Raw genomic sequence first — 13,264 nt, 5'->3', positions numbered from 1 at the left:
ACGCCCTTTGAAATCATCGCTTTATGCTTTTCTGCTGCTCCCTGCGCTGGCGCTGCCACTGCAAAGCCAGGCACAACCCAAGCCCGATCCGCTGCTGGCGTCGCAGACGGTCGAACGCTACGCCGACAATATTTTCTACAACACCAAAGCCAGCGGTATGGCAATGGTGGCGATTGATGCCAACCAGCGAATTTTTGTCAGCCGCGGAGTCACACGCCCCGGCAGTGCGCAACGACCGCAAAAAGATTCACTGGTGCGCATTGCCTCGCTCAGCAAGCTGATGACCAGCGAAGTGATGGTCAAACTGGCCGAAGAAGGCCGGCTTCAGCTTAACGATCCTCTGAGTAAATTCGCCCCGCCTGGCAGCAAGGTGCCCAGCTTTAACGGCCAGCCGATTCGCCTGATCAACCTGGCGACCCACACCAGCGCCTTACCGCGTGAGCAACCCGGCGGCAAAGCGAATCGCGCTGTGTTTACCTGGCCGACCAACAGTCAGCGCTGGAACTGGCTGCGCACCGCACAGCTTAAGTGGGCGCCGGGTGAACGGGCAGGTTACTCTAACCTCGGCTTTGACCTGCTGGGTGATGCGCTGGCCCGCGCCGGGGGCAAACCCTATCCTGCGCTGTTGCAGGAAAAAGTCACCCGTCCCCTGGGGATGAAAGACACCACCTTTACGCCTTCTCCTGAGCAATGTGGCCGTCTGATGATCCCGGCCAAAAGCCCAAGCCCGTGCAATAACTCGCTGGCAGCCATCGGCAGCGGCGGCGTTTACTCCACACCGGATGATATGGGCCGTTGGATGCAGCAGTTCCTCGCCTCTGATGTTCACAGCCGCAGCCCACAGGCAGACCGTCTGCAAACTATGATTTATCAGCGCAGTCAGTTAACCAAAGTCGATGGGATGGATGTACCGGGCCGCGCCGATGCACTGGGAATGGGTTGGGTGTATATGGCACCGCGTGACGGCCGCCCTGGCATTATTGAAAAAACCGGCGGCGGCGGCGGTTTCATCACCTATATGGCGATGGTGCCGCAGTACAGTGTCGGGGTATTTATCGTGGTCGCCCGCTCACCGGAGACCCGTTTTACACCGATGAGTGACGGCGTAAACAACCTGCTGACCGAACTGATTGGCAACACCTCTGGCAGTGCCCAGCTGGCCGCCAGCATTATGGCTAACTGATCCCTTCCCTGCGACAGACGCTGTTACGCCAGCGCCTGTCGCGGGACATCTGCAATTTGCGAGACGTTTAATCCTGTCTGAGCTCATCCCCAGGTACTGACTGAGGCTGACTGTGTTCCTCGACCTGCAACGGCGTCACATGATGCCGTCTGGGGGTTCTCAACAACTGTTCACGCGCCAGCAGTTGCCCACGTTTATCGTAATACCGACTGGGCCAGATCTCCGACGGATGGATTCCCAGTGCAGCGGCAATAATGAACTCCCCTTTTGGCCAGGGCCTTTTCAGGGCATTAGCCAGTGTTCCCGAACATAATCCTACCTTGCGGGATAACTCCGCCAGCGATGTCTGCCGTTTCTTGATCGCCGCGATGATATCGGCGGGGTGCATATCAGTTTTTTTCTTCATGCCTTCCTCTGCTTGTAAGCCAACTCCTGTTATCTTCCAAATTCAACACTAAGCAATACTTAGTACATTTTACACGAGCAGCTAAGAGAATCCTGTTAATTATTCAGAAGTCAGGATCGACATGCTGCCACATCGTTTGAAAGAAGCCCGGGTAAGGAAAGGGATATCACAACAGAAGCTTGGTGTTTTAGCAGGGATTGACGAAGCTACCGCCAGCGCACGGATGAACCAATATGAGCGCGGTATACACGTCCCTGACTTTGAACTGATGTGCCGCCTGGCTGAAGTTCTGAGTGTTCCTTCCTGCTATTTTTACACGGTTGAAGATGAACTGGCCGAGCTGGTGCGTTTGTGGCATCCTGAGACCAAAAAACCTTAATCCCGTGCCCGCCCTGCCTTACAATCTCTGGTTATAACGCCACCCTTTTTATCATAAGCCCCGACATTGACTCCGTGCCTCGTTTGCGGTTGTTTGTTACGCCTTCAGCTTATTGAAATTAAGGAAAATAACGTGGATCTTACCCTGAGCCGTACTGTCAAAACTGCCGCGCTGATGCTGGCTATTCTGCTCGCAGGCTGTGACCAGAAAAATAACGATGCCCACACGATTAAAGTCGGTGTGATCAACGGCGCTGAACAGGATGTGGCCGAAGTAGCCAAAGCCGTGGCGAAAGAGAAGTACGGGCTGGAGGTGGAACTGGTGGGATTCAGCGGTTCACTGCTGCCGAATGACCCCACGGCGCACGGCGATCTCGATGCCAACGTGTTCCAGCATCGTCCGTTCCTCGAACAGGACAACAAGGCCAAAGGCACCACCCTGGTCGCGGTAGGGAATACCTTTGTTTTCCCGATGGCGGGCTATTCGAAAAAAATCAAACAGATTAGCGAGCTGAAAGACGGTGACACCATCGCCATTCCGAACGACCCGACCAACCTCGGGCGCGCGCTGCTGCTGCTGCAGAAAGAGAAGCTGGTCACGCTGAAAGCGGATACCGGACTGTTGCCAACGGCGGTGGATATTACGGCCAACCCGCTGCATCTGAAGATTATGGAAATGGAAGGCGCGCAGCTGCCGCGCGTGCTGGATGACGCTCAGGTGACCGTGGCGATTATCAGCACCACCTACCTGCAACAAACTGGCCTGAACCCGGTACGCGACAGCGTATTTATCGAGGATAAACAGTCGCCGTACGTCAATATCATCGTGACCCGTGAAGACAATAAAGACGCGCCAAACGTGCGTGACTTTATCAAATCCTACCAGTCACCTGAAGTGGCGGCCGCGGCGGATAAGATCTTCAACGGTGGTGCGGTAGCGGGCTGGTAAGCGGAAAGCGTCAACCACGCGGTAAGCCGCATGGTTGACGTATTACTCAGTGCAATAACCACTTCGCATGGAGAGCGATCGCCGCCGGGCGGATCGCCTCAATGCTCTGCTCGTACGCTTCCGGCGTCAGCGTTTCCAGCTGGGAGAGGTTTTCTTCCTCGCCGTGCAGGGCAATCGCCGCCAGCGCAGGCTGCAAGGTGGCCGGCAGTGACGACCAGTCGCCCAGCGCCACGCCTTTCAGATAACCGCAACACCAGTCTTCCACCACGACAAACTCCTGATCGTCCACCGTGTTCAGGCCAAACAACGGCTCAAACTGGTCAGGATATTCATTCAGGCGGTCCGCGATATCGTTCATATGCTGGGCGATGAGATCCATAAACTGCTCAAACTCTTCATCCGACTCCCATTCCGGGTCATTCTCTTCGCCACCCCAAATCAGCGGCAGCCAGACCTGCGGCTCAACCAGCACCGGACCGGAGAGAATAGCGGTGAACAGGCCATCCAGTTCAGAGGCATCCACCACCGACTCTTCGCTGCCATATTTGATTAAGACATCGTCCAGCCATTCCAGCTCTTCTTCCGTCAATGGTCCTTGTTGCATGCTGTTACCTCGCTACGCATATCGGTTTTCACCCGGCGTTTACCGGTTTATGGGGGGTATTTTGGTTGCCAGGCAGGGAAAAAGCCACCGCCATCACGTTATATTTGCGGTTAACGCGGTGGCGTGCTCACCCTGCCCGATGGCATCCAGGCTGAGGCCGTGCGTTTTTAGTGGATCTGTGCGGCGGTTCAGGCTATTAACATCCGGTAAAAATATTCCAATGGATACACCATGAGACGGATAGCGTTACTCTGCTTTACCCTTTCCCTGGGCGCCCATGCGGCGAGTTTTGACTGCACCAAAGCCAGCAGCGTCAGCGAGAAACTGATCTGCACCACACCTGCCCTGTCCCAGGCTGACGACCAGCTGGCAAAGGTTTACCACGAGGCCAAAACCGCCAGCGGCAACAGCAGTGAATTCCGGCAGATGACCAAAGAGAACTGGGCGCTGCGCGAGCAGTGCAAGACCGCCGCCTGCCTGAGTGAGTGGTACAGCCGTTCACAGCAAAAATATGTGGCGCTGACCACTCCGCCGCCCACCGCCTGCCCGGAAGAAGGTACTGAAGTGACGCTGACAGGTAAGCTGCTGCGCATCACCTTCCCCGGCCCGCCGAACTACGAGAGCGTTGAACAAGGCGATGAAGCCGAGGTTTACTGGGTATTGCAGGCGGATAAGCCGGTGTGTGCGGATGATGCCGCCAACTGGGGAGACCAGGCGCAGATGCAACTGCTGGTGCAGGCGGGCATGTATAAAACCCATCGCCACCTGATCGGCCAGCGCGTGCGCGTTAACGGTTCACTGCTGTTTGCCGAGACGGGTCATCACCATACGCCGATGATGATTGGGGTAGGGAAACTGGAGGCGGAATAGTCTCCCGGCGCGCATAAAACGCGGTTATCGCCTATCGTTGAGCAACCCTCCCCAAAACGGAGTTTGACTATGTCACCGCTATTCGTCCCTGCGAGTCATTTCAGTATTGTGCAACTCAGTGACATTATGACCACCTGCTTTCAGCAGTATGTCGTACCGCTGTCGGTCACCCCGGACTATTTCGCCGCGCGCTTCTGTTCCGAAGGGCTGAATTTCACTGAGTCATTGGTGTGGATGCAGGGAGAGCAGCCGATCGCCATTGCGCTGGTCACGACCCGAGGCCTACGGGCACGCATCGCCGCCTTTGCGCTGCACCCGGACGCTCGCGGCAACGGGCTGGCGAAGCCAATGATGCTGGCGCTGTTATCCCGGCTGGCTGAAAAAAACTATGTTCAGGTTGCGCTGGAAGTGATTGCTGAAAACCGTGCGGCGGTGGCGCTTTACCAGGCGCTGGGCTTTGAAACCCGGCAGACACTGCTGGGCTTTACGGGTCAGGAGTCACCCAACGGCCCGACAAACCCGCTGCCCATCGCCGCTACCGACGCGTTGTTACGTGCCATCTGGCGCGCCCCGCAGAATGAGATCCCGTGGCTGCTGGACCCTCTCTCCTTTCCCGCGTTGCCCTGCCAGGTGGTTCGCGATGGCGAGCAGGCATGGGCCGTGATTGACTGGCTGACGGGTGCCCCGCAGTTGCGCTATTTGTTTGTCGAGCCCGATTTCTGCCATCAGGGGCGGGCCCGTACGATACTGGGTAAGATAAATGCGCACTATCCGGGGATCCGCACGCCGGTGTCTGTGCCGGAAAGGTTTGCCCCGTTGTTTATTCAGGCGGGGTATCAGCAGGTGGCATTACAGCAGTATGAGATGGTGAGCAGTCTGGATAAATAACCTCCCCTGCGCGGGGAGGCTCGGCATCAGTCAGGATTGAGAAATCAGCGCTTAACACTGTCGATAAAGGTTTTGCGTGCCGTTTTCGAGCCCAGACGCTCCGCTTCATCCAGCAGTTTCAATGCCTTATCAACATCACCCGCTTTGACTGCTTTCGAAATCGCGTCATTAAAGTAGCGTTCAGAATCGTCGAGCATCGGTGCGTCCGGCTTCGTCACGGCTGGCGCCGCTGCCGGAGCTGTCCTGCCGACCATGACAGGTGCCGCCGCCGGGGCCGATGACGGGAAGACCTGACCAATCATCACGTTGCCACTCTTCTGCTCGGCAGACACTTTGAGGCTCAGCAACCCCGTTGTCGTATGGCGGGCAATCGGGTCCGGGATATCCGGCACAGCGTTACCCACGCCCGCCGCATAGGCTTTCGCCGGGTTCACCATCTGCGTTGTCTCTGCCAGATCTTGACGCGTGGTATACACCAGCAGGTAAATTTGTTTTTGACCCAGCGCAGGCGTCAGTTTCAGTGTGCCTTCCAGACGATCGCTGGAAACAATGCCAGGCTGCTGATACGGGAAGTAGCTGGAGGGGTAGAAAGCCGCCGGACGCATCTGTTCATCCAGCACTAATACATTCGGTGCATACACCGTTTTCCCCGTCGCAATACTGCTCAGGGTGATTTCAAGCGATCCCCGGTCGGCAGGCAGGGCAAAGGCCGCAACGGCCCCCTGAATATCCCCCTGATTAATCGTGGCGCTGGCAGTGCCGAGCGTCACATCCTGCGTCACTGGCGGCACCAGCGGCGTCCATGAAAGCGTGTGTAAGGTCTGGCTCGCGATCGCCGGTGCGGTACTGGCATCCTGCTGCGCGGCGTAAACCCCGGCAGGCAACGCCGCCAGCAGGCTCAGCGACAAACACAGTGACAGCAAATTTTTTCTCATGGTTGTTTCCTTTTGATCACCTGAAGGCTGGCGGCTATCCACTGATATACCGCCAGCCAGCACTTCTTAGCTCATGTTGAACGCGGCTTTTTCCAAACGGTTTCGTGTTGCTGGAAGGCGGCAAGCGGCCAAGTCCCCGGGAGCGTAGATCACTACGTGACCGGGGCGAGGCCGCGCAGCCAACGCATCAGCAGCGCGAAACAGGAAGGAAAAAGTTACCACCAGATTTCCATTTGCGCGCCGAAGGTCACCTCATCGTCATTGCCGCGGCTGAAAGTACGCGCACTGGTGTCATTCATCGCTAACCCATTGCTGGTGCCGGTATCCGTGTCATAACCCCACTTCTCATCCCAGTTCGCATAGGTGGCGAACACGCGGATGGCCGGGCGTGACCAGATGCTGTTACCCGCCTGCCATTGCTGGGCCAGGGTCACTTTGTACTGGCCGTTACGATCGCCGGTGCGCTGGGACTTCACGTTGTCGTAACCGACTTCCAGCAGGGTGCTCATGATCGGCGTCCATTTGTACATTGGACGCATGCCCACGGTGTACCAGGTGGTGCCGTTGTTGTTATCACGGTCAACGTCCTGATACATGCCCACATACATCAGGCTCCAGGTGTCGTTGAAATCAATCGCACCGTGGTCGAGCACGCGCACCATGCTGCCGTTGTTGTTGATCGCCGAGCCGTTAGAGTGGCCGTTTGCCGCGCCCTGGCCCGGATCGGTCATCGAGTCTGCCGCATACTGCAACACAAACTTGTTGAAGCCGTTATAGATACTCTGCGTGTGTTCTGCCGTCAGCAACCAGCCGTCTTTGGTGGCATCGTTCGCCAGGGAGTAGCCATCACGCGCATTAGCACGTCCGTAATCCACGCCCAACTCCAGCACGCCGCCGGGGTTAGTATTCAGCCCGGCAAGACGCACGTCGAACACGTCATTCGAGGTGGCCACTTCATTACGCTGGTCGGCGATATAGCCGAACGACCCGCCGCTTTCGGTGTTACGCGTTGCCGCCAGAGACAACTTACCAAAGCCCAGATCGATATCTTCCAGACCGGCACCCGGGCCGGAAATATCCCAGTAGTAGAAGTCGATCATGTGGACGTCATGACGCTGATAGAAGCGCTTACCGGCCCACATGGTAGAACCTGGCAGCCATTCGATCAGGTTTTTCCCTTTCACATTCGCTTCGCGGAAAGCCGGATCGGTTGACTCCCAGTCATTCTGCTGTGAAACGGAATAGGCCACGTTGGTATCGAAGTAGAAGCTCTTGTCCCCTTCTTTCCACACTTCCTGGCCCAGTTTTAATTCTGCATAGGTTTCGCACTCGTTACCCAGACGGTATTTGCTGTCTGCCCCGGTCGCTTTGAAGCACTGCTGCTCGCCGCCGCTGCCGGACCAGCCAATGCCCGAACGCGCATAACCGGTAAAATCAACCGCCATCGCTTGTGTAGAAAGGATACCGGCAGCCACTGCCAGCGACAGGGAAGCAATACGCATTGTTCTCATCATTTTCTCCTGTAGGGGATCGCGTGCTTTCAAACGCCGGGTTCCGGGTGTAACCGGCGACATGCCGTTCCGTCTTCGCGGAACAGATGACAGCGGTGTGGCGGCAAACCAATGGCGAATGTTGCACCTTCTTCTACCAGCACCACGTCATTCTGGCGGTACACCAGGTTCTGACGAATGGCCGGAATTTGGATATGAATCTGTGTTTCGTTACCCAACTGCTCAACCACCTGTACCTCACCGGACAACGTGACCTCAGCCACGTCACTGGGCAGCAGATGTTCAGGACGAATGCCCAGCGACAGATTGCTGCCGACGATCACCTCCGTGCCCTCCACCGGCAGCCAGACCTGCTGACGATTAGGCAGCTCAACCTGCACACGCGTGGGTTCCGCTCCGGTGACTTTGACCGGCAGGAAATTCATTTTGGGGGAGCCGATAAATCCGGCGACAAAGCGGTTAGCAGGGTAGTGATACAGCTCAAGGGGCTTACCGACCTGGGCGATATGTCCGGCGTCGAGCACCACGATCTTGTCGGCCAGCGTCATCGCTTCCACCTGATCGTGCGTCACGTAAATCATGGTGCGCCTGAGGCGCTTATGCAGACGGGAAATCTCGATACGCATCTGAACGCGCAGCGCGGCATCCAGATTAGACAGCGGTTCATCCAGCAGGAACACCGTCGGTTCCGCCACCAGCGTACGACCGATCGCCACGCGCTGCCGCTGCCCACCCGACAGGGCTTTTGGCCGGCGATCCAGCAAATGGGCCAGCTGGAGCACCTCAGAAACCTGGTTGACCCGTTGATTGATTTCGGCTTTTTTTGCCCCGGCCAGCTTCAGGCCGAAAGACATGTTCTCGGCCACCGACAGGTGCGGGTAGAGCGCATAAGACTGAAAGACCATGCCGATGCCGCGCTCTGAGGGCGGCACGTCGTTCATGCGTTTATCGCCGATCTTCAGCTCACCGGAGGTGATGTCCTCAAGGCCGGCAATCATGCGCAGAAGCGTTGACTTGCCGCAGCCGGAAGGCCCGACAAACACCACAAACTCGCCTTCTTTTATCTCCAGGTTGATATCACTGGAAATCACCGTCTTGCCAAACGCTTTGTACACGCTGTTAAGGGAAACGCTCGCCATCCTGAACTCCTGTACTTGACGCCTGCGAGAAAACTCGATGCAACGAAGAGTGAAGGAGTGGTGGGTAAACGTAATCACCCGTAACAAAGTTTTTCATGGCGGAGGCGCAGGGAGGACGGTCACTTCATGGCAACGGCTGAAAGTTCACTGCCCCGCTCAAATTCGTGATCGGGGTAGCAAAAAATGAAGCCACAAACTGAGCCTTCCACCACATAACGTCTGAGAGTGTCGGTGGGATCACACTCTGAGGGCCGGGGGCGTAGAGGGGGGGATGATGAAGGCAGAGCAGGTTGAATCCACACTGGCGCCGTACCCTGTCATTCCTTCTGTGACACGAGCAATACCGACTCCTAACAGGATAAAAAAGGATTGGATTATGACTCTCAGCATCAAGGTTCCTTTCGTTAAAAAAGTCGTTAAACAGACCCTGGCCCTCACCGCGCTCGCGACGCTGGTGCTCTCTTCCTCTGCGTTTGCCAAAATCGAAGAAGGCAGGCTGGTCATCTGGATCAACGGTGACAAGGGCTATAACGGCCTGGCGGAAGTCGGTAAGAAATTTGAAAAAGACACCGGCATTAAAGTCACCGTCGAGCACCCGGATAAGCTGGAAGAAAAATACCCACAGGTGGCCGCGACCGGTGGCGGCCCCGACATCATTTTCTGGGCGCACGATCGCTTCGGCGGTTACGCGCAGTCCGGCCTGCTGGCTGAGATCAGCCCGGACGCGGCCTTTAAAGATAAGATTTTCCCCTTCACCTGGGATGCCGTCACCTTCAACGGCAAGCTGATCGGCTACCCGGTCGCGGTGGAGGCGTTGTCGCTGATTTATAACAAAGACCTGATCAAAGAGGCACCGAAAACCTGGGAAGAGATCCCGGCACTGGACACCTCGCTGCGGGCGAAAGGCAAAAGCGCCATCATGTGGAACCTGCAGGAACCCTACTTCACCTGGCCTGTCATCGCGGCTGACGGCGGGTATGCCTATAAATATGAGAACGGCAAATACAACATCAAAGACACGGGCGTGAACAATGACGGCGCCAAAGCCGGTTTACAGTTCATTATCGACTTAGTGAAAAACAAACACATCAACGCCGACACCGACTACTCCATCGCCGAAGCCGCCTTTAATAAAGGCCAGACCGCCATGACCATCGACGGTCCGTGGGCGTGGTCGAATCTCGACAAGAGTAAAATCAACTATGGCGTTGCCCTCCTGCCCACCTTCCATGGCAAACCGTCTAAGCCGTTCGTCGGCGTGCTGACTGCCGGTATCAATGCCGCCAGCCCGAATAAAGAACTGGCGAAAGAGTTCCTGGAAAACTACCTGATCACCAACGAGGGCCTGAGCGCCGTCAATAAAGACAAACCGCTGGGCGCGGTCGCGCTGAAATCCTATCAGGAACAGTTAGAGAAAGATCCGCGCATCGCCGCCACCATGGCGAACTCGAAAAACGGCGAAATCATGCCAAATATCCCGCAGATGAGTGCGTTCTGGTATGCCGAGCGCAGCGCCATCATTAATGCGGTGAATGGCCGTCAGACCGTTGAGCAGGCGCTGAAGGACGTTGAAACACGCATTACCAAGTAATTAACGTTAACTGACTGATGCCGTTGAGGTCATGAAATAAACGGCAGAGAGCCAACCCGCTCCCTGCCGTTACTACAAGGATAGCCCCTATGCCAGTAGCCCAAACCGGTCTGACCGCTGACAAAAAATGGCCGTTGCGTCAGGTGATAAAATGGCTGGCCATTGGCCTGCTCACCTGCTTAACCGGTTATCTGATCGTGCTGATGTATGCGCAGGGTGAATATCTCTTTGCCGTTCTGGCGCTGATCCTCTCCAGTGCCGGCCTGTACATTTACGGTAACCGCCGCGCGTATTCGTGGCGCTATGTCTATCCTGGCCTGGCCGGGATGGCGTTATTTGTGCTGTTCCCGCTGGTCTGTACTATTGCGATTGCGTTTACTAACTACAGCAGCACTAACCAGCTGACCTTTGAACGTGCGCAGTCGGTGCTGATGGGCCGTGAATTCCAGGGCGGTAAAGCCCTGAACTTTGCGCTTTATCCGGCAGGCGAACAGTGGCAGCTGGCCCTCACTTCCCCTGACAACGGTGAGGTCCTGGTTTCCCCGCCTTTCACCTTTAACGCGTCGGCCCCCCAAACGCTGACCATGACGCCGCAGGCTGCCCCCACCGGGGAGAAAGCCGGGCTGCGCGTGGTCACCCAGAACCGCCAGGCGCTCGGCCAGTTAAGTGCCAGATTGCCCGAGGGTGACACGCTGCGCATGAGTTCACTGCGCCAGTTCTCCGGCACGCAGCCGCTGTATCAGTTGAACAAAGAGAACCAGCAGCTGACCGATGCCCAGTCCGGTGTGGTCTATCAGCCGAACCGCGAGACAGGGTTTTATCAGGCGGTGAACGCCCAGGGAGAATGGCAGGCAGAGAAACTCAGCCCCGGTTTTACCGTTGGCATCGGCTGGGGCAACTTCCTGCGCGTGCTGCACGATGACGGCATCCAGAAGCCGTTCCTCTCTATCTTCGTCTGGACGGTTATTTTTGCGCTGCTCACCGTGGTGCTGACCGTTGCCGTCGGCATGGTGCTGGCCTGTGTGGTGCAGTGGGAGGAGCTGAAAGGCAAAGCGGTGTACCGCATCCTGCTGATCCTGCCCTATGCCGTCCCGGCGTTTATCTCCATTCTGATTTTCAAAGGGCTGTTCAATCAGAGCTTCGGGGAAATCAACCTGATGCTGAATGCGCTGTTTGGCATTAAACCGGCGTGGTTCAGCGATCCCTGGACGGCGAAAAGCATGATCATCATCGTCAACACCTGGCTGGGGTATCCCTACATGATGATCCTGTGTATGGGCCTGCTGAAGGCGATCCCGGACGATCTCTACGAGGCCTCGGCGATGGACGGCGCAACGCCGATGCAGAACTTCTTCCGCATCACGCTGCCGCTGCTGATCAAACCCCTGACGCCGCTGATGATCGCCAGCTTTGCGTTTAACTTTAATAACTTCGTGCTGATCCAGCTGCTGACCAACGGCGGGCCGGATATGCTCGGCACCACCACCCCGGCCGGGCACACCGACCTGCTGGTGAGCTACACCTATCGCATCGCCTTTGAGGGCGGCGGCGGGCAGGACTTCGGGCTGGCGGCGGCGATTGCCACGCTGATCTTCCTGCTGGTGGGCGCGCTGGCTGTCGTCAACCTGAAAGCATCACGCATGAAATTCGACTAAGGAGTGATAACAATGCCAATGGTAAAACCGAGGTCGCAAAAAGTCAGGCTGCTGGTCACACATCTGTTACTGCTGAGCTTTCTGGCGCTGATCCTGTTCCCGCTGCTGATGGTATTTACCATCTCGCTGCGCCCGGGCAACTTCGCCACGGGCAGCCTGATCCCGGATCAGGTCTCCTGGGATCACTGGAAGCTGGCGCTGGGGATCACCGTAACGAACAGTGACGGCAGCCTGACGCCGCCGCCGTTCCCGGTACTGCTGTGGTTATGGAACTCGATCAAGATCGCCGGGATCACCGCCGTGGGAATAGTGGCGCTTTCCACCACCTGCGCCTATGCTTTTGCCCGCATGAAGTTTCGTGGCAAAAGTTCGCTGCTGAAAGGCATGTTGATCTTCCAGATGTTCCCGGCGGTGCTGTCACTGGTGGCGCTCTACGCCCTGTTTGACCGCCTGGGCATTTACATCCCGTTCCTTGGGCTGAACACGCATGGCGGGGTGATCTTCGCCTATATGGGCGGCATCGCCCTGCACGTGTGGACGATCAAAGGCTATTTCGAAACCATCGACAGTTCGCTGGAGGAAGCCGCCGCGCTGGACGGTGCCTCACCGTGGCAGGCGTTTCGCCTGGTGCTGCTGCCGCTGTCGGTGCCGATTCTGTCGGTGGTGTTTATTCTGTCGTTTATTGCCGCCATTACCGAAGTGCCGGTGGCCTCGCTGCTGTTGCGCGATGTGAACAGCTACACGCTGGCGGTGGGAATGCAGCAGTACCTTAACCCGCAGAACTATCTGTGGGGCGACTTCGCCGCTGCCGCTATTCTCTCAGCCATCCCGATTACGGCGGTGTTCCTGATTGCCCAGCGCTGGCTGGTAGGTGGGCTGACGGCGGGCGGGGTGAAGGGTTAGTTTATAACGATGTTTTTGCGCGTTATCCCGGTAACGGGTGTAGTACTTTTTCCTGTGTCCTGGGCGGCTGAATAAGCCGCCCTTTTTTATGTCAGGTCAGCGAGGGGTTGCTGCTGTGAGTTCTGAACAGCCACGCTACAAGGGCCTCTCGCAAAGGCCGCCCACTGGGGGCTCCCCACCAATATTAATGGCTGACAGACTGGCTTCAGGTCTGAGGCCAGTCTGAGCACGCCGGATCGGCAACAACCGCCT

Annotated in this window: 13 protein-coding genes; 8 read left to right on the top strand and 5 right to left on the bottom strand. The window is 57.0% G+C overall.

Going from position 1 to position 13,264, the window contains the following annotated elements; genetic code table 11:
- Positions 1 to 7: 7 nt before the first annotated feature.
- Positions 8 to 1,183 carry a D-alanyl-D-alanine-carboxypeptidase/endopeptidase AmpH gene (ampH, locus tag FVB43_RS03945; protein ID WP_133843905.1) on the top strand — a complete coding sequence of 392 codons (1,176 nt, stop codon included), beginning with the start codon at positions 8 to 10 and terminating at the stop codon, positions 1,181 to 1,183.
- 67 nt (positions 1,184 to 1,250) lie between these two features.
- Here the strand turns inward: ampH and FVB43_RS03940 are convergent, their stop codons facing one another.
- Positions 1,251 to 1,589 carry a helix-turn-helix domain-containing protein gene (locus FVB43_RS03940; protein WP_133843907.1) on the bottom strand — a complete coding sequence of 113 codons (339 nt, stop codon included), beginning with the start codon at positions 1,587 to 1,589 and terminating at the stop codon, positions 1,251 to 1,253.
- 121 nt (positions 1,590 to 1,710) lie between these two features.
- Between FVB43_RS03940 and FVB43_RS03935 the strand changes: the two genes are divergently transcribed.
- Entirely contained in the window at positions 1,711 to 1,968 is a 258-nt protein-coding gene (locus tag FVB43_RS03935; protein WP_133843910.1) for a helix-turn-helix domain-containing protein, read from the top strand.
- A gap of 144 nt (positions 1,969 to 2,112) precedes the next feature.
- Positions 2,113 to 2,916 (top strand): lipoprotein NlpA, encoded by an 804-nt coding sequence (gene nlpA / locus FVB43_RS03930; protein ID WP_259151110.1) that lies wholly within the window; start codon positions 2,113 to 2,115, stop codon positions 2,914 to 2,916.
- A 46-nt stretch (positions 2,917 to 2,962) separates the two neighbouring features.
- Here the strand turns inward: nlpA and FVB43_RS03925 are convergent, their stop codons facing one another.
- The gene (locus FVB43_RS03925; protein WP_133843914.1) at positions 2,963 to 3,520 is read right to left on the bottom strand and encodes a YecA/YgfB family protein; all 558 of its coding nucleotides are present in this window, start codon (positions 3,518 to 3,520) and stop codon (positions 2,963 to 2,965) included.
- Between the two features lie 231 nt (positions 3,521 to 3,751).
- On the opposite strand from FVB43_RS03925, the gene FVB43_RS03920 reads away from it, so the two are divergent.
- Complete coding sequence (locus FVB43_RS03920) at positions 3,752 to 4,390, top strand: DUF4431 domain-containing protein (protein WP_133843916.1); 639 nt, start codon at positions 3,752 to 3,754, stop codon at positions 4,388 to 4,390.
- A gap of 69 nt (positions 4,391 to 4,459) precedes the next feature.
- A complete protein-coding gene (locus tag FVB43_RS03915) occupies positions 4,460 to 5,278 on the top strand; it encodes a GNAT family N-acetyltransferase (RefSeq protein ID WP_167863413.1) in 819 nt (272 codons plus the stop codon).
- A gap of 44 nt (positions 5,279 to 5,322) precedes the next feature.
- Here the strand turns inward: FVB43_RS03915 and malM are convergent, their stop codons facing one another.
- From malM to malK, 3 genes are all read right to left on the bottom strand, one after another.
- The gene (malM, locus tag FVB43_RS03910) at positions 5,323 to 6,213 is read right to left on the bottom strand and encodes a maltose operon protein MalM (RefSeq protein ID WP_167863412.1); all 891 of its coding nucleotides are present in this window, start codon (positions 6,211 to 6,213) and stop codon (positions 5,323 to 5,325) included.
- 215 nt (positions 6,214 to 6,428) lie between these two features.
- A complete protein-coding gene (locus FVB43_RS03905) occupies positions 6,429 to 7,727 on the bottom strand; it encodes a maltoporin (RefSeq protein WP_166653729.1) in 1,299 nt (432 codons plus the stop codon).
- A 26-nt stretch (positions 7,728 to 7,753) separates the two neighbouring features.
- A complete protein-coding gene (gene malK, locus FVB43_RS03900; RefSeq protein ID WP_133843925.1) occupies positions 7,754 to 8,863 on the bottom strand; it encodes a maltose/maltodextrin ABC transporter ATP-binding protein MalK in 1,110 nt (369 codons plus the stop codon).
- A 376-nt stretch (positions 8,864 to 9,239) separates the two neighbouring features.
- Between malK and malE the strand changes: the two genes are divergently transcribed.
- The 3 genes from malE to malG all read left to right on the top strand — a co-directional run bounded on the left by malE (position 9,240) and on the right by malG (position 13,012).
- Positions 9,240 to 10,454, top strand: coding sequence for a maltose/maltodextrin ABC transporter substrate-binding protein MalE (malE, locus tag FVB43_RS03895; protein ID WP_159337342.1), 1,215 nt, complete (start codon positions 9,240 to 9,242; stop codon positions 10,452 to 10,454).
- 89 nt (positions 10,455 to 10,543) lie between these two features.
- On the top strand, positions 10,544 to 12,109 hold the full coding sequence (malF, locus tag FVB43_RS03890) for a maltose ABC transporter permease MalF (RefSeq protein WP_167863411.1): 1,566 nt from the start codon (positions 10,544 to 10,546) through the stop codon (positions 12,107 to 12,109).
- 12 nt (positions 12,110 to 12,121) lie between these two features.
- Complete coding sequence (malG, locus tag FVB43_RS03885; RefSeq protein ID WP_167863410.1) at positions 12,122 to 13,012, top strand: maltose ABC transporter permease MalG; 891 nt, start codon at positions 12,122 to 12,124, stop codon at positions 13,010 to 13,012.
- Positions 13,013 to 13,264: the final 252 nt, after the last annotated feature.

It is taken from the genome of Erwinia rhapontici (genome assembly GCF_012271765.1).
Taxonomy (GTDB): Bacteria; Pseudomonadota; Gammaproteobacteria; order Enterobacterales; family Enterobacteriaceae; genus Erwinia; species Erwinia rhapontici.
Note: the sequence above shows the minus strand (reverse complement) of the source record. Positions and strands in the feature narration are given on the sequence as shown.